21 protein-coding genes and 5 pseudogenes are annotated in these 21189 nt (G+C 68.3%); 18 read left to right on the forward strand and 8 right to left on the reverse strand.

The annotated features are described in order from the left end of the window. Positions 1-158 precede the first annotated feature (158 nt). The 5 genes from ACZ51S_RS26690 to ACZ51S_RS26710 all read left to right on the forward strand — a co-directional run bounded on the left by ACZ51S_RS26690 (position 159) and on the right by ACZ51S_RS26710 (position 4154). Entirely contained in the window at positions 159-338 is a 180-nt protein-coding gene (locus ACZ51S_RS26690; protein ID WP_468804573.1) for a hypothetical protein, read from the forward strand. 1374 nt (positions 339-1712) lie between these two features. Beyond that, positions 1713-2204 carry a hypothetical protein gene (locus ACZ51S_RS26695; RefSeq protein ID WP_468962160.1) on the forward strand — a complete coding sequence of 164 codons (492 nt, stop codon included), beginning with the start codon at positions 1713-1715 and terminating at the stop codon, positions 2202-2204. Then, a complete protein-coding gene (locus ACZ51S_RS26700) occupies positions 2146-2502 on the forward strand; it encodes a barstar family protein (RefSeq protein WP_468804580.1) in 357 nt (118 codons plus the stop codon). The genes ACZ51S_RS26695 and ACZ51S_RS26700 overlap by 59 nt, the downstream gene beginning before the upstream one ends. A 45-nt stretch (positions 2503-2547) precedes the next feature. After that, on the forward strand, positions 2548-3078 hold the full coding sequence (locus ACZ51S_RS26705) for a hypothetical protein (RefSeq protein WP_468804583.1): 531 nt from the start codon (positions 2548-2550) through the stop codon (positions 3076-3078). A 560-nt stretch (positions 3079-3638) separates the two neighbouring features. Then, entirely contained in the window at positions 3639-4154 is a 516-nt protein-coding gene (locus tag ACZ51S_RS26710; protein WP_468474420.1) for an RICIN domain-containing protein, read from the forward strand. A gap of 9 nt (positions 4155-4163) precedes the next feature. Here ACZ51S_RS26710 and ACZ51S_RS26715 read toward each other — a convergent pair. From ACZ51S_RS26715 to ACZ51S_RS26725, 3 genes and pseudogenes are all read right to left on the reverse strand, one after another. After that, a protein-coding gene (locus ACZ51S_RS26715) for an IS5 family transposase (RefSeq protein ID WP_468962319.1) occupies positions 4164-5023 on the reverse strand; the annotation gives its coding sequence in 2 pieces (ribosomal slippage) (positions 4164-4657 and positions 4657-5023; 861 coding nt in all). 58 nt (positions 5024-5081) lie between these two features. After that, positions 5082-5899, reverse strand: a protein-coding gene (locus ACZ51S_RS26720) for an IS5 family transposase (RefSeq protein ID WP_468474421.1) whose coding sequence is annotated in 2 segments (ribosomal slippage) — positions 5082-5551 and positions 5551-5899 — 819 coding nt in all. Because the reading frame shifts where the segments join, the coding sequence is not laid out codon by codon here. A 19-nt stretch (positions 5900-5918) separates the two neighbouring features. Continuing rightward, positions 5919-6687, reverse strand: a pseudogene (locus tag ACZ51S_RS26725) (IS5 family transposase). On the opposite strand from ACZ51S_RS26725, the gene ACZ51S_RS26730 reads away from it, so the two are divergent. Continuing rightward, positions 6631-6774, forward strand: coding sequence for a hypothetical protein (locus tag ACZ51S_RS26730; RefSeq protein WP_468962324.1), 144 nt, complete (start codon positions 6631-6633; stop codon positions 6772-6774). The pseudogene ACZ51S_RS26725 and the gene ACZ51S_RS26730 sit on opposite strands and share 57 nt — an antisense overlap. 40 nt (positions 6775-6814) lie before the next feature. Here the strand turns inward: ACZ51S_RS26730 and ACZ51S_RS26735 are convergent, their stop codons facing one another. Beyond that, entirely contained in the window at positions 6815-7561 is a 747-nt protein-coding gene (locus tag ACZ51S_RS26735; RefSeq protein WP_468962163.1) for an SAM-dependent methyltransferase, read from the reverse strand. Between the two features lie 518 nt (positions 7562-8079). Between ACZ51S_RS26735 and ACZ51S_RS26740 the strand changes: the two genes are divergently transcribed. The 5 genes and pseudogenes from ACZ51S_RS26740 to ACZ51S_RS26760 all read left to right on the forward strand — a co-directional run bounded on the left by ACZ51S_RS26740 (position 8080) and on the right by ACZ51S_RS26760 (position 12608). Beyond that, on the forward strand, positions 8080-8955 hold the full coding sequence (locus ACZ51S_RS26740) for a helix-turn-helix domain-containing protein (RefSeq protein ID WP_468962165.1): 876 nt from the start codon (positions 8080-8082) through the stop codon (positions 8953-8955). A gap of 157 nt (positions 8956-9112) precedes the next feature. After that, the gene (locus tag ACZ51S_RS26745; protein ID WP_468474424.1) at positions 9113-9877 is read left to right on the forward strand and encodes an SDR family oxidoreductase; all 765 of its coding nucleotides are present in this window, start codon (positions 9113-9115) and stop codon (positions 9875-9877) included. Between the two features lie 90 nt (positions 9878-9967). Next, positions 9968-10282: a nuclear transport factor 2 family protein gene (locus tag ACZ51S_RS26750; RefSeq protein ID WP_468962166.1), complete on the forward strand. Its 315-nt coding sequence runs from the start codon at positions 9968-9970 to the stop codon at positions 10280-10282. A 61-nt stretch (positions 10283-10343) separates the two neighbouring features. Then, the gene (locus ACZ51S_RS26755) at positions 10344-11591 is read left to right on the forward strand and encodes a low temperature requirement protein A (protein WP_468474426.1); all 1248 of its coding nucleotides are present in this window, start codon (positions 10344-10346) and stop codon (positions 11589-11591) included. 176 nt (positions 11592-11767) lie between these two features. Further along, positions 11768-12608, forward strand: a pseudogene (locus ACZ51S_RS26760) (IS5 family transposase). Here the strand turns inward: ACZ51S_RS26760 and ACZ51S_RS26765 are convergent. The 3 genes from ACZ51S_RS26765 to ACZ51S_RS26775 all read right to left on the reverse strand — a co-directional run bounded on the left by ACZ51S_RS26765 (position 12603) and on the right by ACZ51S_RS26775 (position 14965). Then, on the reverse strand, positions 12603-12920 hold the full coding sequence (locus ACZ51S_RS26765; RefSeq protein WP_240660044.1) for a hypothetical protein: 318 nt from the start codon (positions 12918-12920) through the stop codon (positions 12603-12605). The pseudogene ACZ51S_RS26760 and the gene ACZ51S_RS26765 sit on opposite strands and share 6 nt — an antisense overlap. Positions 12921-13440: 520 nt before the next feature. Next, a complete protein-coding gene (locus ACZ51S_RS26770) occupies positions 13441-13875 on the reverse strand; it encodes a DUF8189 domain-containing protein (protein ID WP_125516029.1) in 435 nt (144 codons plus the stop codon). 562 nt (positions 13876-14437) lie between these two features. Then, a complete protein-coding gene (locus tag ACZ51S_RS26775; RefSeq protein ID WP_402079176.1) occupies positions 14438-14965 on the reverse strand; it encodes an endonuclease domain-containing protein in 528 nt (175 codons plus the stop codon). Positions 14966-15183: 218 nt separating this feature from the next. Between ACZ51S_RS26775 and ACZ51S_RS26780 the strand changes: the two are divergent. The 5 genes and pseudogenes from ACZ51S_RS26780 to ACZ51S_RS26800 all read left to right on the forward strand — a co-directional run. Continuing rightward, positions 15184-15795: pseudogene (locus tag ACZ51S_RS26780) on the forward strand (transposase); the annotation flags it as partial. Positions 15796-16234: 439 nt separating this feature from the next. Next, positions 16235-16735: a hypothetical protein gene (locus ACZ51S_RS26785; protein WP_468474681.1), complete on the forward strand. Its 501-nt coding sequence runs from the start codon at positions 16235-16237 to the stop codon at positions 16733-16735. A 535-nt stretch (positions 16736-17270) separates the two neighbouring features. After that, positions 17271-17357, forward strand: a pseudogene (locus ACZ51S_RS26790) (HNH endonuclease); the annotation flags it as partial. Between the two features lie 356 nt (positions 17358-17713). Further along, positions 17714-18301 (forward strand): ATP-binding protein, encoded by a 588-nt coding sequence (locus ACZ51S_RS26795; RefSeq protein WP_468962169.1) that lies wholly within the window; start codon positions 17714-17716, stop codon positions 18299-18301. A 13-nt stretch (positions 18302-18314) separates the two neighbouring features. Beyond that, a complete protein-coding gene (locus ACZ51S_RS26800; protein WP_468962170.1) occupies positions 18315-18656 on the forward strand; it encodes a hypothetical protein in 342 nt (113 codons plus the stop codon). Positions 18657-18815: 159 nt separating this feature from the next. Here the strand turns inward: ACZ51S_RS26800 and ACZ51S_RS26805 are convergent, their stop codons facing one another. Beyond that, the gene (locus tag ACZ51S_RS26805) at positions 18816-19157 is read right to left on the reverse strand and encodes a hypothetical protein (protein ID WP_468962172.1); all 342 of its coding nucleotides are present in this window, start codon (positions 19155-19157) and stop codon (positions 18816-18818) included. Positions 19158-19286: 129 nt separating this feature from the next. On the opposite strand from ACZ51S_RS26805, the gene ACZ51S_RS26810 reads away from it, so the two are divergent. Both ACZ51S_RS26810 and ACZ51S_RS26815 read left to right on the forward strand, forming a co-directional pair. After that, a complete protein-coding gene (locus tag ACZ51S_RS26810) occupies positions 19287-20267 on the forward strand; it encodes an outer membrane protein assembly factor BamB family protein (RefSeq protein WP_468962174.1) in 981 nt (326 codons plus the stop codon). 81 nt (positions 20268-20348) lie between these two features. Continuing rightward, positions 20349-20664: pseudogene (locus ACZ51S_RS26815) on the forward strand (Tn3 family transposase); the annotation flags it as partial. Positions 20665-21189: the final 525 nt, after the last annotated feature.

Consider the following 21189-nt stretch of genomic DNA (forward strand, 5'->3'; position numbering starts at 1 on the left):
AAGGGAGTCGTTGAGGACCTGTTCATAAACTGGGACAATCAGGACGACGCATACCCAGCGGCGAGCCCGGACTGCGCTGCGGAGCTGCTGCAGCACCACACAGACCCCGTCACGGTTATCTCCGAACTTCGCGAGCTGCCCCCCACATGGGCTCGGGCGTGACCATCATCGCCCTCGTGGTCGCCAGCTTCGGCCCTCGATGGACACTGATCTTTGCAGGTGCCTTCACGGCCTGGTTCATCCTTGCACTGACAGTGATCCACATCGGCAGCGGCCGTGGCTGGGACGCCACCCTACGGGCCTACCTCGCAACGTTCGGTCGGGGCAACTGGATCTGACGTCCCTCACTGCCCGCCCCCTCCACCGAGGCCGCACCATAAACGACAAGCTGAGGTGGGCCCGCTGCATCGCCTGTCCGAGCGCGGACCTGAAGTAGGCGCCCGTGTCCCGGTAGTGGCCCCACTCCAGGTCACAGGGCACCACCAGCGGGCACGGTATCCGCGGCGCCGGTACGGCTGCGGACCGGGTCCGCACACCGCAGTCCGCCGCCGGGGTGCCACTCCATCACCGGGCCGGCTGCGTCCCCGTGTTCGGCGCACAAGGACACCGGGACCAGGCCCCCGCAGTCGTACCGGCGGCACAAGCACCCCTCCCCCGAGCCGGCGAACGGCACCCCATGCCGGACCACCCCGCCCGCCGACCCCTCCGCGACGGGTGCCCCGCAGGCCCGCCGGCCACGCCAAGGTCACCCGCAGGCCACCCGACCCCGAACGGAACCGCTCGATCACCCGCACCTCCCCCAACACCGCCAACGGCGCCGTACCGGGCGCCGTCAGCCGGCCCACCGGGGCCGCGAGCGGGGACCGGGCGCCCGCAGGGACGGCGTACACCGCCCGCCAGTCCACTGTGGGCCGGACAACGGGGAGCAGGGCGACGTCCTCGGCGGAGTACAGCGGGACCGTGGTGACGCCGCCCTGCCGCTTGTAGTCGATCTCCACCGAGCCGACCGGGGCGACCCAACCGAGCCTGACCACCTGGTCGAAGTCGACGCGGCGAACACCGAGCCGGCGGGCGGCCCGGTCCGGGCCGAGAGGGACGTGCCGGTCGAGGAGAACGGCCAGGTCCCGGCTTGAGGCGGCCCGGTGGTACTGCCCCCCAGAACGCACTGGGGCACCGGACCTTGCCCGTGCACGCCATATCGGCACGGGCTACCCGCACCCTAAACGGGCGTTCTAGGGAACGTCGCCCTGCCACACGAACGGCCGACGTCGCCGGGCCGGCCGGGTTCGGCCGCGACGTACTCCGAGCGTCCCGCCAGCCCGAAGTGCCCGTGCTCCGACATCAGCAGCGCCCCGTCCACGATCTCCTGAGGGGGCCAGCCGGTCACGTCGAGGAGCGTGCCGTCCTGGGGGCCGCCGACCAGCTCCACGTAGTCGTGACCCGGCCTGGGGCCAGGCTCCGGGTCATCCGGCTCCGACCCGTACACACGCCGGTCCCACCACGCAGCATCCATGCCGACAGCCTCCCACCCCAGGGCCGGCGACCGGGCGGAGATGCCCTGCCCCTCTTCTCCACGGCCTCGGTCTGGTGTTGTCCGAGCCGTAGGCTCAGCACATGCCGACCGAAGACAGCCCGCAGAGCAGCGCCAAGCACTGGCAGAAGTGCACAGACGTGTACGACTTCCTGGAGCAGATCCGCCTCCGCCCCCCGGCATGTGGCTGCCCGGTGGTTCGTTGATCCACCTGCAGTCGATCCTCGTCGGCTACCGAGTCGCACTGGGCGTGCACTCCATCGACGAGCCCTTCGCCTTCTGGCCCGACGACCACTTCACCCAGTGGCTGCATGAGCACCACGGCATGTCCATCTCCCTCGGTTGGGCCGCGGAGATCGAACGCAACACCCCGAACGGCTCGACTCCGATCGAGGAGTTCTTCCGACTCCTGGACGACTACCGCAGTCACGCTGCCTTGAATCCGACGCCGAACACCTCAATGGCCCGCTTTCCCGGCATCGAGTACATGGGCAACACGTTCGTCACCCTCTTCTGGCGCCAGCGACTCCTCAACCAGGCCGTGCAGAGTCTCGAAGACCGCGATTTTCCGTATCGTCCGGCTGGCAGCAGGCCAATGGAGCACGGAGCAGGACATGCACCGCGCCATCGCTGCAGCTTTGCAGTTCCCCGACTACTACGGACACAACCTTGACGCACTCAACGACTGCCTCGGCGACGTCGCCTGCTACGGCGGTCACGACGACTCAGAGGAAGGCGCGGGGCTGGTCCTCGCCTTCACCGACTACGACCGATTCGCAGGCGCCTGCCCCAGGGCCGCGCAAGTTGTACTCGACATCATCGCCGACCGAGCCCGACGGGCGGCCGTGCTTCAGCGCCGGCTGATCTGCCTGGTCCACAGCAACGACCCCGACATCCAATTCGACCCGGTCGGTGCCATGCCCGTCATGTGGAACAGCGACGAATGGATGGACGCCAACCGCCGAGGCTGAGCAGGCGACTGCGAGCATGTCAGAGCCCACGGCTTGCATCCGCCCGTGACCCCTGAGCTGCTGTCGACCATTGCCGGCCCCCTCCCACCCGGCCGATTGATCACGTCCGATGAAGGCGACGGAGACGTCCAAGCTCTGTGGCTGAGTGACGGCGCCGTACCCGCAGAGACGTGGAAGCGGATCCGCGACCATCACCCCCACACAGGCGTGTGGCCCCTGCTGCTCGACGCGCTGGATCCGAATGATGGCGAGTTCCGTCCTTGGGCATCCGGGGAGGTCTTCCCCGAGCGGATGTCCTCCCCGGCAGACCACGACCCAGCTGACCTTCTCGCGCAGTGGTGGGCGACCTACACGGCCGACGATGAAGACGACGACATGCTCGACTCCAAAAGGCGCCTCGCCGTCACCGCCCCCTTCGGACAGACATGGCCCGGCCTCGCACCCAGCCGGGGAACGGTAGCCAGCCCAGATGAACTGGCCGCCGAGTTCGTCCGCGCGTTCCTCGTCGACCGCCCACACACACGTCTGCCGTCGCCCGACGGGAGATCGTCCAGGACATCCTCGCCCGTGCCCTGATCGACGCGGGGGACCCCTCGCGCGGCCGCCCTGCAACACGAGCGGGTCACCGCCCGCCGTCATCACCTGTACGAAGACCTCCCCCATTTCCGCGAGAGCGATGAAAGATCTCCAGCATGGCCGCGGGTCGCCCGGCAGCGGGTGCGACCCATGGTCGAAGCCGGGCTCCTACACGGAACGCGGACGTGCGGTGGCCGCGGGCCGTCTTGTGCCCCACCGAGCGCGGCGCCCGAATCGCCTGCACTGACCTGAGCGCACTACGGCCGCTGGGGGAGCAGCTGCTGCACCGCCTGGCCGCCCGGGCGGGCCCGGCTGCCGCGAGGCCGGCCTTCGGCCGCTCCGCAGCTCCGCTTCGCCTTCCGGGCCGGGGGCGGCGTCGGCTGTGCGGGCCGCGCGCGGGGGCCAGGCCCGGGTGCTCGCCAGCAGCGCCGTCTGCCGATCGGAGCCGGCGTAGTCAGCAACGACCGAGGCATGAGACGCCTTGGTGACCGCGTCAAGATCAAGTATGGTCAGCGTCGATTTCGTGTGGGCCGTGACCGGCCCTATGGGGGGATTTCTTCGTGCGCCTGAACATCATCAAGTCCGTCCGCCGCGCCCTGGGCGCAGCCGTCGGAGCCGTGCTCATCTCCGTTGCCCTGCCCGCCTCTCCCGCCGCCGCCGTGGACCTGTCCAAGTGGGACCTGCTGCTCAACCTCAACAGCAGGCTGTGCCTGGAAGTGAGCGGCTGGTCCACCGCCAACGGCGCCGGGGTCGCCCAGTGGGACTGCCATGGCGGCGCCAACCAGCAGTGGTACGGGGCCGCTTACGGAAACGCCAGGCTCATCTACAACGCCCAAAGCGGCAAGTGCCTCGAAGTCAAGGGCTGGTCCACCGCCAACGGCGCGGCCATCGACCAGTGGGACTGCCACGGGGGCGCCAACCAGCTGTGGCAGCTGCGCGCCACGAGCGACTACACGGTGGCCCTGGTCAACGTGAACAGCGGAAAATGCCTGGAGATCGGCGGCTGGCGCACCGACAACGGTGCCCCGGCCACCCAGTGGGACTGCCACTGGAGCGAAAACCAGCGTTGGTACTAGGGTCCGTCTTCAAATTGATCTTGCCCAGAGCAGTAGTGATGCGAGTGTGACCGCTGCTTCGAAGGAGGTGGCGGTCTTCTCGTAGCGGGTGGCGATGCCACGGAAGCCTTTGAGCTGGTTGAAGCAGCGTTCGACGGTGTTGCGGCGGCGATAGATCTCGCGGTCGAATCCTGTGGGCCGACCGCCTCGCCGGCCTCGGTTGCGGCGGTGCTGCTTCTGGTCGTTCTTCTCCGGGATCGTGTGCCCGATACCGCGTCGCCGCAGGTAGGCGCGGAATCCGCGTGAACTGTAGGCCTTGTCGGCGATCACGTGATCCGGGCGGCATCGGGGCCGGCCCAGGCCGGTGCGGGGCACCCGGATGCGCTCGAGAAGGAGGCGTGCGCACATACCGTCATGCCGTTGCCCGGGAGTCAACAGGATGGCCAGGGGGCGGCCACGGCCGTCGCAGGCGAGGTGGATTTTGCTGGTCAGGCCTCCTCGGGATCGGCCGAGGGCGTGATCGTCCGGTTCGTCCGTCCGGTGCTGCCCCCTTTTCGGCCGGTTGCGGCGGCGTGCTGATGGGCGCGGACGATGGTGGAGTCGACCTGGATCAGCCAGTCGATGTCACCGGCGGCGTCGGCCCGGGCCTGGATCTGCTGCAGGGCCTGGGTGAACACACCCGCGATGGCGTAGCGGCGGAAGCGGGTGTAGACCGTCTTCCACGGGCCGTAACGTTCCGGCAGGTCACGCCAGGAAACCCCGGTCCGGATCTTGTAGACCATCCCGTTGATGACCCGGCGGTCCTCCGCCCGAGGCCGCCCTCTGTCGGCACTCGGTATCAGCGGAGCCAGCAACTCCCACTCAGCGTCGGTCAGTTCATGACGGCGAATCACGACACCATGATCCATCATCGAACGATCATTTGAAGACGGACCCTAAGACCGTGTCCTATGTGGTGAGGCGGACGAGTCGCTTGTAGCAGCAGATGGCTGCGGCGAGGCCGAGGAAGGCCAGGTAGTTGCGGGGGTGACGCTCGTAGCGGTGGTTGAGTCTGCGGTATCCGGTGAGCCAGGACATCGTGCGCTCGATCACCCACCGGCGGCGGCCGAGTCGTTCGGAGGACTCGATGCCCTTGCGGGCGATGCGGACGCCGATGCGTTTCCCGCGGAGCCATTTCCGCAGCTCAGGGATGTCGTAGGCCTTGTCGGCGTGCAGGCGTTGGGGTTTGAAGTGTCGGCCGCGGTGAGGGTCGTGTCTCGTTTGGTGACCGAGCACCATGGGCTTCAGGGCCTGGCTGTCGTGGGTGTTGGCGGCCGAGATGCCGACGACGAGGGGCAGCCCGTTCGCGTCCGACAGGACGTGCATCTTGGAACCCTGCTTGCCCCGGTCTACGGGGCTTGGACCTGTGAGTTCGCCCCTTTTTTAGCCCGGACGTGGGCGGAGTCGAGGACTGCACGGGAGAGGTCGAGGAGGCCGGCGTCGTCGAGCCGGTGCAGAATCTCCTCGTGCAGCCGGCCCCATACGCCGGCTCTCGACCAAATCAGGAACCGGCGATGGGCTGTCGACTTTGATATCCCGAAGCAGGGCGGCAAGGCCCGCCAGGCGCAGCCGCTGACCAGGACGTAGATGGTCGCGGCGAACAGCGTCTCATCAGGCGTGTCCTGCGTCCCACCGCCCTGCGGCCGCACCGTCGGCGGCGGGATCAGCGGCTCCGTGATCTCCCACAAGCCGTCCGGAACAATCCAACTCCACGTACCCCACCCCATGACCGGCTCAACGACCGCCTCACCACATAGGACACGGTCTAAGGCTGCAAGCCAGTTCAAGCAGACCTTGGTGGAGGTCAGCGCGTCGTTCGTAGCGGGTGCGGAGCCGTTTGAACTGGTGCAGCCAGGCAAAGGCTCGTTCGACGACCCAGCGCACCTTACCCAGTCCGGAGCCGTGGGCGAAGCCACGTCTCGCGATCAGCGGCTTGATCCCGCGCTTCCACAGCAGGCGGCGGTACTTGTCGAAGTCGTAGCCCCGGTCGGCGTACAGGCGCCGGGGTTTGCGGCGGGGGCGTCCTCGCCTTCCCCGGATCGACGGCACGGCATCGAGCAGCGGCAGGAGCTGGGTAACGTCATGACGGTTGCCGCCGGTAAGCGTTACGGCAAGCGGGGTTCCGTGGCGGTCGACGATCAGGTGGTGCTTGGAGCCGGGGCGGGCACGGTCAACGGGTGAGGGCCCCACGAGGTCCCCCCTTTGAGGGCCCGGATGTGAGAACCGTCCACGGAGCAGTCGTCCAAGTCCAGCAGACCCGCGCGGCGCAGCTCGGTGAGCAGGGTAGCGTGCAGGCGGGCCAGATGCCGGCCTCGGTCCAGTCCCGCAGCCGGCGCCTGGCCGTGACTCCGGAGCAGCCCACGGTCCTGGCGGGGACGTCACGCCAGGCAACGCCAGTCCGCAGGACGTACAAGATGCCAGCGAGAGCTGCCCGGTCCGGAACACGACACCGTCCAGGATGCCGGTGTTGTCGTTCGGGAGCTGGCGGCAGCAGCGGGGCCACCCGCTCCCACAGGTCGTCCGGAACAAGATCAGTACGCAGCGGGACACCCTGCCGACCGCGATCGGCGAGCGCAAGACCATGGTGGCGCCACGGGGGTGAGCCCCGGCAGGTGGTGCCGGGGCTCACACGAAGTGGTTTGTCAGCGGTCCATCAGGACGAAAACGCCCCACCCGAGGTATTCACGCTGGTACCTGGCGTGCTGGACGGGTGCCGCGGTCAGTTCCGCGCGTATCTCGTCGGCAAGCTCGTCATCGGGATTGGCGTCGAGCCAGCGCCGGATGTTGAGCCACTGAGCCGCGACGTACCTGTCCCAGCTGTCCTGGTCGGCGAGGACCATCTCGACGACGTCGCAGCCCAGGTCCCCGAACTGCTGCAGCAGTTCCGGCAGGGTGAGCAGATCGTCCTTGCGGGCCATGTGGCAGCCCTCGACGACCGTCTGATCCTCCGGTTCGCGGCGCCAGTACGGCTCGCCGATCAGCATCATGCCTCCGGGAGCGAGGTTGCGCCGCAGGAGTTCGACGGTACCGGCGACGCCGGAGCCGATCCAGGTCGCGCCGATGCAAGCGGCGATGGCGACGGGCTCGGCGGCGACGTGGCCCGAGGCATCCGCATGCACAAAGTCAACCCGGTCGGCAACGCCCAGCTCCGCAGCCCGCTCACGGGCGGCGTCGAGGAAGACGGTGCTGATGTCGACCCCGGTGCCGGAGACACCGTGGTCCCGGGCCCAGGTGCACAGCATCTCGCCCTTGCCGGAGGCGAGGTCGAGCATGCGCGTGCCTGTCGCCGGGCTGATGGCCTGGCCCAGGAGCGCCAGTTTGTCGCTGGTGAACGGGTTGCAGATGCGGTGGCTGCTCTCGCGGATGGTGAAGCTACCCGGCAGATCCATGACAGGGGTTCCTTCGGTTCGTGGAGGTCACAACGGTGGGGCTGAGCGGCCGACGGGAGCTGACCGCGAGAACCTGAACCGTCATCAAATACACCTCTTCGAACGTATGAAGGCTGGGACCGATCGAGGCTACGGCCACCGTGATCACCGTGTCCAACACAATTGCGCCCTGCTGGCGGGCGCCTCATGCGACGCGGGTCGCTGGCCTGGCACCGTCTGTGTCACGAACGGCGCATCCCGCAAGTCCTAGACAAGCTCGGCTGACAACCCCGGCAGGAACACAGGTGCCTTCTCGAACCTCATTCTGAAACGATCAGTTAGGGGCCTGGGCGCAGTCCCAGAGTGCTGGTCCTCGACGGCGACAACATCGTGGGCCCTGGTGCCTCCGAGAATCCGCAGAGCTCGCCCAACAGCCGCGCAGCGTCGTCACGCAATCCCTGGTGTTCTTTCCGATTCTCCTGACCCGTGACTCCGGCGGGCATCAGGCCGTTGCCTACTTGAAGCCCGATACTGGTGGGGTGAACGTCTCGCACATCAAGCCTCACCTGCGGTGCCTGTCCACCAGCGGGTCCGATCTCGGCCATGCGGTGGTGGAGCGGGCGGTGGAGCGTGCTGCGGGGGTCTCGGACGTGGTGCCGTTGCCGGTCGGCCCGCCAGTGCACGTGCTCGTGGTCCATACCGGCCGGTCGGCAAATCTGCGCTGGTCGGCAGACGGGACGGCACGCCGGGAGCGATTCCATGCCGGACAGGCGCTGATCAACCCGGCCGGCTGGGCGTCGCGGCCCCGCTGGCAGGACGAGGTGGAGCTGTTGCTGCTCGGCATCGATCCGGTGTGGCTGGAGAAGCTGGCGGCAGAGGGCGGGGCCACGGGCCACGTCGAGATCGTCCCGCAGTTCCACTTCACGGATCCGCTGCTTAGGATGCTGCTGGAGCGGCTGGTGGCGCAGTACGCGGGTCCCGGCCCGGCGGACGCGCTGTATGCGCAGTCGCTGGTGCAGGCCGCTGCGGCGGTGATGCTGCGCCTGGCGGGCGAAGGCGGCGTGACGCCGGCCCGTGAGGGTGGGCTGCCGCCCCGTCGGCTGGCCCAGGTGGGGGACTTCATCCACGCCAATCTGTCCCAGCGGGTCACGCTGGCGGATCTGGCCACCGTGGCGGGGGTGAGCGAATCCCACTTCACCCGTGTCTTCAAGGTCTCGACCGGGCAGTCCCCGCACCAGTACGTGATGCAGAAGCGCCTCGAACATGCCCGGCGCGAACTCATGCACACCGGCAGGCCGATCGCGGAGATCGCCGCGGAGGCGGGGTTCGCCGACCAGAGCCATCTGACGCGGCTGATGCGGCGCCACGAGGGTGCCACGCCGCAGACACTGCGGGACGGCGACGGCGGGCGCTGAGGGGTCTGCGGGATGTCGTGAGCGGTTTGTTCCACCGCTGATCGGATCGTTCAAGATGCACACACCTCGCTGCGGTGATCCTATGTGGCACGTGGCATGGCCCTCGGTGTCCGCCGGGGCCGTGCCGTCCCCGTTCGGCACACCGCAGGAGGCCGTCATGGTCAGGACCCCGGACAAGACGCTCAACGGCAAGGTCGCCTTCGTCGGCGGCGCGTCCCGCAACCTCGGCGGGCTCATCAGCACCACCCTCGGCGCGGAGGGCGCCCTGGTCGCGGTGCACTACAACAGCGACTCCTCCCGGGCCAAGGCCGAGGATGTCGTCGAGCAGATCAACAACGGCCCGGGCAAGGCGTTCGCGATCCAGGGTGACCTGACGAAGGTCGCCGAGGTGGAGCGGGTCTTCGACGAGGTCCTGAACAGGTTCGGGAAGCTCGACTACAGCATCAACACCGCAGGGATGGTGTTGAAGAAGCCGCTGACCGAGATCACGGAGGAGGAGTACGACCGCATGTTCGCGGTCAACTCCAAGGCCGCGTTCTTCGTGATGCGGGAAGCGGCCCGCCGCATCGAGGACGGCGGGAAGATCATCACGATCGTCACGTCCCTCCTCGCCGCCTACACCGGCCTGTACTCCTCCTACGCGGGCAGCAAGGCCCCGGTCGAGCACTTCACCCGCGCGCTGTCGAAGGAACTGTTCGGCCGGAACATCGCGGTCAACAACATCGCTCCCGGACCGATGGACACCTCGTTCTTCTACCCCGCGGAGGACGACGACTCCGTCGCCTACCACAAGTCCTCCGCGATGAACGGCGACCTCACCAAGATCGAGGACATCGTTCCGTGGGTGCGGCACCTGCTGACCGACGGCTGGTGGGCCAACGGCCAGACCCTCTTCCTCAACGGCGGCTACACCACCCGCTGACCAGACCCGGCCCGGCGGACGCGCCGCGTCATCAGCCATCCGCCGGGCCGCCGGCGCCCTGGGCAGATCCATCCATGCGGAGGCAACCCCATGACCGCTCAGCTCACCGACCCTGCCGTGGCCGCGTTCGTCGCCGCCGTCAACACCGGCGACAAGGACGCCTTCTTCGCCACCCTCACCCCAGACGCCACGATGTCCGACGACGGCACCGACCGCGACCTGTCCTCCTGGGCCGAGAAGGAGATCTTCTCCTCAAGCGGTCGCATGGACGTGGAGAGCGCCTCCGCCGACGGGCGCACCCTCACCGCGACCTACACCAAATCCACCTGGGGAAGCATGCGCACCCGGTGGACCTTCACCGTCACCGGCGGCAAGGTCAGCCGCTTCGAAACCGGCCAAGCCTGAACCAGGACACTGGACCGGCATGGGACGCCCCTTTCACGGACCGCAGAGAGACCACACGCTCATGAGCCCGTCATCCTCCACCGTCAGCGCGTGGCACCGGCCGATGATCGCCCGTCTCCCCGACGAGAAGCACCGCACCGCCACCACGCTGGAGCTGTTCTTCGACCTGTGTTTCGTCGCCGCTGTCGCCCAGGCGGCTGCGGCGTTCGAGCACGAGCTGGCCGAAGGACACATCGGCCACGGTGTTCTCGGCTACGCGCTGGTGTTCTTCGCGATCTGGTGGGCCTGGATGAACTTCACCTGGTTCGCCTCCGCCTACGACACCGACGACGTGCCCTACCGGCTTCTCACCCTGGTCCAGATCACCGGCGCCCTGATCATGGCCGCCGGCGTCGCCCAAGCCCTCCAGCACGATGACTTCACCGTCATCACCTGGGGCTACGTCGTCATGCGCCTCGCCATGGTCACACAGTGGCTGCGCGCCGCCCGCTCCGACCCCGAGCGCCGCCCCTGCTGCCTGCGCTACGCCTTGGGAATCTTCGTCGTGCAGGTCGGCTGGGTTTCCCGCCTGGCCCTGCCCGACAACGGCGGCCTCACTGTGTTCGCGATCCTCGCGCTGGCCGAACTCGCAGTTCCCGTATGGGCGGAGCGCGCGGTCAACACCACCTGGCACCCTCACCACATCGCCGAACGCTACGGCCTGTTCACCCTGATCGTCCTCGGCGAATCCATCACCGCCGCCACCGTCGCCGTCCACAGCGCCCTCGACGGCGACGCGGCCCTCGGCGACCTCATCCCCCTCATCATCGGCGGCATCCTCACCGTCTTCGCCCTGTGGTGGCTTTACTTCGCCCAGAACGCACCCCGCCGCCTCACCAGCCTCACCACGGCGATGATGTGGGGCTACGGCCACTACGCCGTCTTCGCATCCGCCGCCGCCGTCGGAGCCGGACTCGCCCTCAACGTCGCCCACGCCACCGGCCACGGCCACCTCACCGACCACACCGCCGCAGCCGCCTACACGATCCCCGTCGCCGTCTTCATCACCCTCGTATGGCTCCTGCACCGCCGCCCCTCCGAGCGGCACACCGTGAGCGACATCATCCATCCCCTGGCCGTCCTCGCCGTCATGGCCGCCACCTTCACCCCCGCGCCCCTCCTCATCACCGGAATCCTCGCCGCGATCCTCATCACCGCGATGCTCCTCCTGTCCGCACGTACCACCGTCACAAGCGGTGAGCCTGAAACGCCCCCGTCCCCGGGGGATCACCGCTCCGAACGCCGGCCCTCGAAGGCAGATTCCCCATGACTCCCCTCACCATCCTGGTCACCGGCGCCGGAACCGGCATCGGGAACCAGACCGTCCGCGCCCTCGCCGAAGCAGGGCACGTTTCCGCCCTTTCGCTCCTGTCTGATCCCAAGACGCCCCCACGCACTCCCGTTTGCGCCCTGTGGCGGGATGCCGCTCGGCGGAACTATCGAAACATGTCTCGACAGCGCCCGTATCCGAGTGACCTGTCCAATGCCCGATGGGAACTGCTCGAGCCCATTGTGTCGGCCTGGCGGGCCGACCGGCGAGGGAAGGGCCTTGGATATCGGGCGGCCGCCCGAGCACGACCTGCGCCGGATCATGGACGCGGTGTTGTATGTGGACCGGACCGGGATCCCCTGGCGCTACCTTCCCCACGACTTCGCTCCGTGGGAAACCGTCTATGGATACTTCGCCGCCTGGCAGAAGGACGGCGTGTTCGACCAGCTCAACGGCCTGCTCCGCCGACTTGTCCGGGAGGCTGCAGGCCGGGACGCCGAACCGAGCGCATGCGTCCTGGACGCCCAGAGCATCAAGACGTCCGCCAACGTCCCGGCCACTGGCCAGGGCATCGACGCGGGTAAGAAGATCGCGGGCCGCAAGCGCCATATCGGCGTCGACACCCTCGGCCTCCTTATCGCGGTCTGGGTCACCGCGGCCAGCGTCTCCGACAACGCCGGCGGTATCCATCTGCTCTCGCACATCGCCAAGGCCCACCCCAGAATCACCAAGGCATGAGCCGACAGCGGTTATCGAACCAAGGCCATCGACCACGGCGCCACCCTCGGCATCGACGTCGAGGTCACCCGCCGCGACCCGGGCCAGAAGGGCTTCAAGGTCATCCCGCGGCGCTGGGTCGTCGAGCGGACGTTCGGCTGGCTTACGAATCACCGCCGTCTCGCCCGCGACTACGAAACCCACCCGCACCGCTCCGAAGCCATGATCCGCCTCGCGATGATCGACCTGATGAGCCGCAGGCTCACACGAGAGTCGACTCCGAACTGGAAGGACTCATAGCCGCCGGGCCACACTGACCCGCGCGTCCTCGCCCCTCATAGCCTGCGGCCAGCGGTCATCAATGACACCCGCCGCTTCCCGGCAAGCGCGACAGGCATTCCCCAGCTGCGGCAGCCATCCGTAATCAGACGGCGACATGCCGACTTGCTGGACTCCGCACAGCGTCCTGTCGAAGATGCCGAAGGCGTGGGAAACGTCGAGGGGAAGGCCGTCCGCGACCGCCCTTTCCCAGCGCATCTCTACGGGCAAATACGGCTGGAAGCCGATGGCCAGGCCCTCATCGGGCAGGTTCGGGGCGGTGCGGGGGCTCACGTCATCGGCTCCATACGGGTCGCTCGGGCAACAGGTGCCACCCCATCTACGCCCGCCCACAGCCGCCTCGGGCCCCGGCCGCCGAGGACGCCGTGGGGCGGGAGGATGCGGCGCACAACCAGGCTGCGCCTCCCGCCCCACGGACTGGGCGGCCCCGGGCAGTGCCGCCACGCCGGGCACCGGCCGCCTCCCGGCCGATTCCGCCTGCGGGGAGGGCGGGGGCAAGTCGCGGAGCCAGAAGGTGGGACCGCGGCCACCTGCAGGCCCCGGCACTGCTGTTCCCGCTCTGCGGACCGGCACCCCAAGTTGCCGTTGCAGGCCGCGGGAGCCGGGCGGCCGAGCCGATCACCGGCCGCGACCAGATGCGCAGCTTCGACCCTGCCAGGCCACTTCCGCGCCACATTCCTCGAAAGGCTCCTCGATGATCCGTGCTACGCGCCGCGCCGGTGTGCGGTCCGCCGCCAGTGACACCCCGTGGACCGCGTGCGGTGGTCGGGGCGAGTACCGCTCGCCCCGCCGGTTACGCGCAGTTATGGCCCTCCGGGATGGCGAAGCAGCGGGGCTGCCAGCTGGTCCAGTAGCCGTTGGAGTGGCGCACACGGGCCCAGTCGTTGCCGTCCGAGCCGGTGGCGATGATGTAGAGGAGCGAAGTGCTGTTCTCCTGCTCAGGGGTCGCGTAGATGCGGCTCTGGACCCACCCGCCCATGGACATCCAGCCGTTCCAGGATCCGTCGGACCTGGTCCAGTTCGTCCACACCGCGTGATCGGCACCGACGACGAACTCCTCCTTCGTCCCGTTGGCGAATCTCATGGTCGAGACGCCGTACTCACAGATGTATGTCTGCCCCTTGGTCGAGCAGTAGGTCGCCGCCTGTGCCGGCGACGCCGCGACCCCCACCCCCGCGAAAGCGGCCAAAGCCGCGACTGTCGCGAGGGCACTCTTGAATCCGCGCATGTCCATATTCCTTTGCCGAGTGGCGTGGTCATGTCGGGGAGCGGGAAGAACCAACCCCCCTGCCACCCGACGTGGATATCCTCGCCCTCTCCTCTAACGTCCCACTGGCGCTTCGCTTACGTCCTCGAGATGGAGGGCGGCCTGCCGCAAGCCAGCTAACCGCTTGTGCGATACAGAGCCGGCTACACCCTCGCCGTACTGGACCGCATCCTCAGCGAGGACCCATCACAGCCGGGACTCCTGAAGGCCCAAGACGACAAGGTCACAGACCCCACGGGCCGCATTCCGACGCCGCGAGGGCCCGTGACGGTCGAGTCTCTTCGATCCCCCCGGCCATCAAAGGCTTCCCATCACTGATGACGAAATCGTCGACAGAGCTGTGGCAGCTCAGACATTGGCGGGCAGCCCAGTCACCCTGATCACCTACGACACCGGACAGGCCATGCGAGGACGCGCAGCCGGCCTCAAGGTGTGCAAGCTCAGGCTCGAACTCGGGGAAGAGCCTCCCTCGAACCAGAAGTAGCCAACGCCTGTGGCACGCCGACAGCGTCCTCGTGAGCGGTCACTTTCTCCCCAGTCGGAATCGGTCAGCGATTCCTCCGAAGAGGGCTTCGGCAGCGTCGACGTGGGCGGCGTTGCGCTGGCCCCGCTCTGCCGGGTCGAGCCCAAAACCGTCCCAGGCCGAGCCGTACTGCTCATCCAGGCCCAGCATCACCGCAGGGGGCCGCTCCCGATAAGCGACGAACGATGGCACATTCCGCACCCCCTCAGACGTGTTGCAACTGGTGCACAGCAGGCCCCGCACGAGACCAGTCCGGTGACAGTGGTCGACCAGTAGCCGCTCAGGGTGCGCGCTGCACATCGCGCAGGCGCCAGCTTGCCAACGCCGGACCGCCTGCGTGGCAGAAAGGTGCACTGGCACCTCTTTGCCGGGGACCCTCCATGTGTGGCAAGACGGCACTCCCTGGCGATCGAAGGTCTCGGCTTCCGAGAAGGTCAGCCGGCCCCGCGTTACGCCTCCCAGCCACTCGCGCTCGACTGCTTCTCGACGGCGCATCTCCTTCATCGCCGACTCGTGGTCCTTGCTCATGAACGCTCCAGCTCGGCGCGCGATGCAGTGGTTAGCTGCTGTCGGCGTACTTGCCTATGTGGCTCTGGCAAGATTTTCGTAGGCAGAGATCATCGCGGTGCCACGGTCGGCCGGTCCGCAGGATGGGCAGCCTGTGACTGTGCTCTGATGAACTGGCAAGCTTGTTACCGCAGTTGTCCGATGTACAGGTGGTCTCGGTTGAGGTTTCCGATGCGGTGGTGGCGGTCCGCGCCCGCACGAGATCCGGTGAACCAGCGGGCTGCACGGAATGTGGCCAGCTCAGCGAGTGGTGCCACAGCCGCTACGCACGGCGCCTCGTCGACGTCACGCTCGCAGGCCGCCCTCTGCGCATCGACCTGTCCGTACGCCGCCTGTACTGCGAGAATACGATCTGCCCGAAGACGACCTTCGCCGAGCAAGTACCGGGTCTGGCCGTGCGCTGCCAGCGGCGGACACCACGACTGCAGCGCCTGGTGGAGGACATCGGCGTGGTGCTGGCCGGCCGCGGCGGATCCCGGATGCTTCGAATCTTGAATATCAGGCTCTCGCGGGTCGCCGTCTTGTCCCAGCTGATGCGGGTGTCGCTGCCACCACTGGTCACGCCCCGGGTCCTGGGGGTCGACGACTTCGCTCTTCACGGCGGCACCTACGGCACCCTCCTCGTCGACGCCACCACCCGGCTTCCACTCACCCTCTGGGAAGGACGTGACGCGGAAAAGCTCGGCCGCTGGCTCCGTGAACACCCGGGCGTCGAGGTCGCCTGCCGCGACGGCTCCCTCACCTACCGGCAGGGCATCACAGCCGGCGCCCCCAAAGCCGTGCAGGTCAGCGACCGCTTTCACCTCTGGCAGGGCCTGTCCCGCCGAGTTCAGGACATCGCCTCTGCCCACCGCGGCTGCCTGCCCGCAGCCCTGCCACCGGTCAGCGAGGATGATCGCCCGCCGGCCGAGGAGACCACCGAGAACGCCGCGGCGGGCAGCAGGGCCGGGCGCCATGCCCAGAGTCTGTTCGAGGCGGTCCAAGCCCTGACCCGCACCGGCCGGAGCCACAGCTCCGTGGCCCGCGAGCTCGGCTTGGACCGCCGCACCGTCGGCAAGTACGCCCGTGCCCGCACCTGGCAGGAAGTAATGCGTCGGCCGCCCCGCAAGCCCTCCACGCTGGACCCCCTACCTCGACTACCTGCGACAACGCTGGGACGAAGGACAACACAGCGCGAAGATCCTGCACGAAGAACTGCAGTCCAAGGGCTACCTCGGTCACTATCAGCGCGTGAAGATGGCCGTCGCACCGCTCCGCCGCGGCCTGCCCATCGACGAGCCACGCGAGCGCCCACCCTCACCTCGCGAAGCGGCCCGCTGGATCACCATCCACCCGCACCGCCGCAGCCCGCACATCAACGAGCACCTGCCCCGGCTCCTCGAACACTGCCCCGAACTCAAGCTCACCCACGACCTGGTCCGCCGCTTCGCCACCATGATCGACAACCAGGACGCGGCACCTCTGCCGGGCTGGCTGAGTGACCTCGCACAGAGCGGACTCGCTCCTCTCACCGGCCTCGCCGGAGCCCTGCACGAAGACCGACATGCCGTCGCTCAGGGAATCACGACCCCTTACAACTCCGGAGTCAACGAAGGCCGCATCACCGACGTCAAGCTGCAGAAACGGATCATGGCCGGACGTGCCGGCGTCTCTCTTCTCCGCCACCGCGTCGTCCTGATCGCCCACCTGCGCCGACGCTACACGGACCGGCCGACCGTGGCACCGCGATGATCTCCGCCTACGAAAATCTTGCCAGAGCCACGTTCACGTGTACGCCGACACCGCCGACATTGGGCGACTTACCAAACACCCCAGAAGGGATAAAACGCTCTTTAAGGCCGGCTCTCCCTGAGGCTGTCCGTCCCGCCCCGGAAGTGGGGCCGGTGTCCGGCGTAGAGCTCGGTGGCCAACCCGGTGCGGTGCGGTCGGGCGGTGGGAGTGGTGTAGGCGAAGTTCAAGACGGTGCGGCGATGGCCCGGCCGGACTGGCGGCGCCACTACGCCTACCTCGCCCATTTCCTGGCCGAAGGAGCGCGGCTGTCGGCCATCAAGCCCGGAGTGACCCGGCACGGTGAGGACGTCGGGAGCGGGAGTTCGGGGGCTGGATCGACGCCGACAAGGACGGCTGCAACACCCGCGCCGAGGTGTTGATCGAGGAGGCCGTCGAGGCGCCGCAGGTCGGCGAGCGGTGCCGGATCACGGGCGGGAAGTGGTTCTCGCACTACGACGGCGAATACCCCACTGACCGGGTCGACATCGACCACCTCGTGCCCCTGGCCGAGGCGTGGGACTCCGGCGCCCGCAACTGGGACAAGGCCCAGCGGGTCGCCTACGCCAACGACCTATTCGTCGATCACCACCTCGTTGCGGTCACCGCGCGGTCGAACCGCCAGAAAGCCGACAAGGACCCCGCCGAGTGGGTGCCCCCGTCGAGGCGGTGCGCTGCCTGTACATCACCGAATGGATCGCCGTCAAGACCCGCTAGGACCTCTCCGTCGACGAAGCCGAGAAGACCGTCCTGCCCCGGTACGCCTCCACCTGCCCCAACGCCCCCTCACCTGACCCCAACAACGCCCGCCCCCGGCGGGCGGGCGCCCCTGAACGGACCGGCCAGCGGGCGCTGCGCCGCACCGCCCGAGGCACTCGCCGAGCCGCGCAGATCATGGCGACCGGGAACGTCATACGCGCCGCTCGGGGCCGCGTGTTGCGGGTGCAGGCGACCCCCGTGGTACGCCGCCCCGATCCTCGGCCTCAGGCCCTTCGCTGGCTCCACTCCGGCGAGTCGGTCACCATCTTCGCCCCGGTCGGGGTCGGAAAGACGCACGTCGCCCAGGCCCTCGACCACCTCGCCGTCCGCCACGGCGCCCACGTCCGCTTCGCCAAGATCAGCCGGACCCTCGCGGACCTCGCCGGCGGCCACGCCGGCCGCACCTGGGACAAGCAGATCCGTGAACTGGTACGGCCCGACGTGCTCATCCTCAACGACTTCGCCATGCGCCAGCTCGGAGCGTCCCAGGCCGATGACCTCTACGAGCTGGTCAGCGAGCGGCAGGGCCGGTCCCTGATCATCACCAGCAACCGGGCGCCTTGCGACTGGTATCCCCCCTTCCCCAACCCCGTCTTCGCCGAGTCACTCCTGGACCGGCTGATCAACACCAGCCACCAAGTCATCATGAACGGCCCCAGCTACCGCCCGAACAGGCGCCCTAAGAACCGACGGAGAAGCCAGCCAAGCCCACGATCACCTAGGACCGCGTCCCGGAGGGCCAGGCTGACGAGGATGTCGGTCGCGGGATGAGATCGTTTCCCGCATGGCCGACACAGACGAAGCAGAAATTGACGTTGAGCATGGCGTCATCGCTCACTACCGACTGGACGATGGCAGCCTCGGCGAGCCAAGCCAACGGGAGGTCGTCCGTCAGGCCCGGTCCCTGCTGACCGAGGCGATCGAGCAAGCCGACGTCGGCGAGTTCGACGGAAACGAGTACGGAGGAGGCGAGGTGGCCCTCTACGCCTACGGACCGGACGCTGACGTACTCTTCGCTGTCATGGCACCCATCCTGATCGGTCTGCCGTTCCGGCCGGCGCACGTCGTCTTGCGCTACGGCTCCGTCGATGACCCATCAGCTGTAGAGCATCGCGTCGACCTCTGACGAGACGAGTCATCAGCCCCCGCCGGACGGGCACTGGGGAAGCCCGCCCGCGCGTGCTAAACGAGTCATTCCGCTGTGGTCAGTGGCCGTAGGCGGCCGCTGCTTTCCGGGTCGAGTCGGCCTTGGAGATCGTTCACCGGCTCGATCAGGGTGCGTCGGTCACCTGCGCAGCCACCCCTTCTTGGGAGGCTCGGCGGGCTCCCGCGCAAAAACAAGCTCGGCGACGCAGATGCGCATGAGCTGGGAGAGTGTGTAGGGGCTGTCAGAGCGGTCGTACCGGACCAGCCAGGTCTGCTCCACAAGCCAGCTTGTGGGGGAGGTACGGAACACGAGGCGGCCGTACTTCTCGGGGTCAGCGCCCCGCACATAGGTCCGGCTCATCTCCTCGGCGCGGGCGAGGGCTGCTTCCCTCCCGCCTTCGACGGGGATCTTGGCCACCAGTTCCCGTCTCTCGTCACTGCTGTACGACTCGTTGGCCTCCACCAGCACGTACCAGCTCATAACCCCGTATCCCCATGTTCCGTGTACCCACCCAACCCAGAGAAACATTCTGGATGCTGAGGCGTCTGGAAACGCAAACAGGGCGTCCAGGATCGCTTCTGTGACGAATCCCTGTGATGGGATGGCCTGATGATCGCCACAGTGCTGTGGGAGCGGGAACTGCACCAGCGGGGCAGCGTTTCCGTTTTCGTCGTGGGGCCGGACTGTGTGGTCCTGCACGAACGGCACAACCGGCTGGTCTGCCTGGAGCGCTCTGACGGCACGGTGCGCTGGGACGTGCCGCTCGGTACCTGGCCGCGCGGGATCGTCCTCGCGGGGAACCGTGTGCTGGTGTTGCCCCAAGCACCGAATTCGCTCTCCTGCATCGATGTGCGGACGGGTGCGTCGTTGTGGAGCACCCCGACACCACGGTGGACGGGGAATCTCGCGGTCCACCGGCACACCGTGGTGATGGGCGGCTGGCGCGGCTACACCCCGATGAGTGGCCTGAACCTCGCCGACGGGAGCGTCCGGTGGACGACGCCGTCACCGGTGACGTCCGTACGGACCCTGGCGTGGGCCGGCGGGGTACTGACAGGCAGCGGGTACGAGGCGGTGCTCCTCAATCCGGCCGACGGGAGCGACCTGGCGCGATGGCGGCTGCCGGAGCGGCTCACTGGACCCGACGCGAAGGCGTTCGTCCCGGTGGATTCGCAGCGGGTGGTGGCGGTCTGCGAGGCCTCTTCACTGGTGACCTTCGGGGTCGGCGTGGACAAGCCCGCCCGGCTCGCATCCTACGATCCGTTCGGGACGGTTGGGTACGTCCACGGGTCTGTCTGGATGCTGCGGCCAGGCAGGGGGCTCCTCGCGGTGGATCCCGCCGACGGAACGACGCGCTGGTCGGTCGAGGGAGATCGGCGACTGGTGGCCGACCCGCTGCCGTACGCCGACGGACTCCTGGTGGGGGACGCTAACGGCGGCCTCCGGCGGCTGGGGCCCGACGGCCGGACCGTGGAAGGGTGTTCCCTGCCGCGTCGGCGCCTCGACACGCTGGCCGCCGCCGGCGACGGCGGTCTGTTCTTCGCGGCGAAGGGCACCTTCGGCTCCTTCACCCTCACCCCGGAAGCCTGACGGCCGGTCACATGCGCAGCCCGCGCGGGAACCCTCTTCGTCCGCGAGACCACACGGCAAGATCCGAAAGAGACGGCATAGGTCGGGCAGGCGTTCATGGAGTACGGGCGGATCGCCAAGACCCTACGACCTGCTGCGGTCGGCCCGGTGGACGGCACCTACCGGCGGCAGATGAACCGCCAGCTCACCGTCCAGGAGTGCCGGCACAAGCTCGCCCGGGACTTCTGCCACGGCAAGCGCGGGCAGACATGCAGCGTACCGCGACGGCCAGGAGGACCAGCTCGGGGCGTTCGGCCTGGTTCTCAACGCCGTCGTTTCGTGGAACACCCGCTGCCTGGACGCCGCTGTCACCCAGCTCCGCGCCGAGGGCCACGACATCAAGGACGAGGACATCGCGTGTGACGACGGCGTCAGCCGCGGCGCCATCTGCACGGCCGTCGCCGACCTCATGCCCAGCCACATCGCCGTCGAGGAGGACGCCCCCGCCCAGGAGCTTCCGGTTGCCATCGACATATACCGGGCAAGGTCGCCTGCTTCCTCGGCACCGCCGAGCTGGAGCCCGCCGAAGCGGGCGGCGCCCGATCAGGGGGACCGTACGGTGCGGCCAGGGCTATATCCTGCGCACGCGGACGCCGAAGAGGTCCAGCCGCCCCCGTCTCACCGCCGGGGAGCGGGTACCTCCAGGCCGTCACGATGCGTCCTCGCAGCTGGTTTCCGTGAGGGGTCCAAGTCCAGAGGCGCCGGAGCGGGCCAGGCCCAAGCAAGCAGTGAGCGCGCCCTGCCTGCGCTGAACCGCAAGGGCCGATACCGACGGCGGGTGGTCAGGGGGCCTTGGCCGCCTTCGTGCTCACCGGGGCCCGCCGGGCCGCGGTCCGGTCCGGGCGCTACGCGGCACCCAGAAGCGATGGTCGCCGTCGGCCGG

Source organism: Streptomyces sp. NPDC034043 (assembly GCF_055575675.1).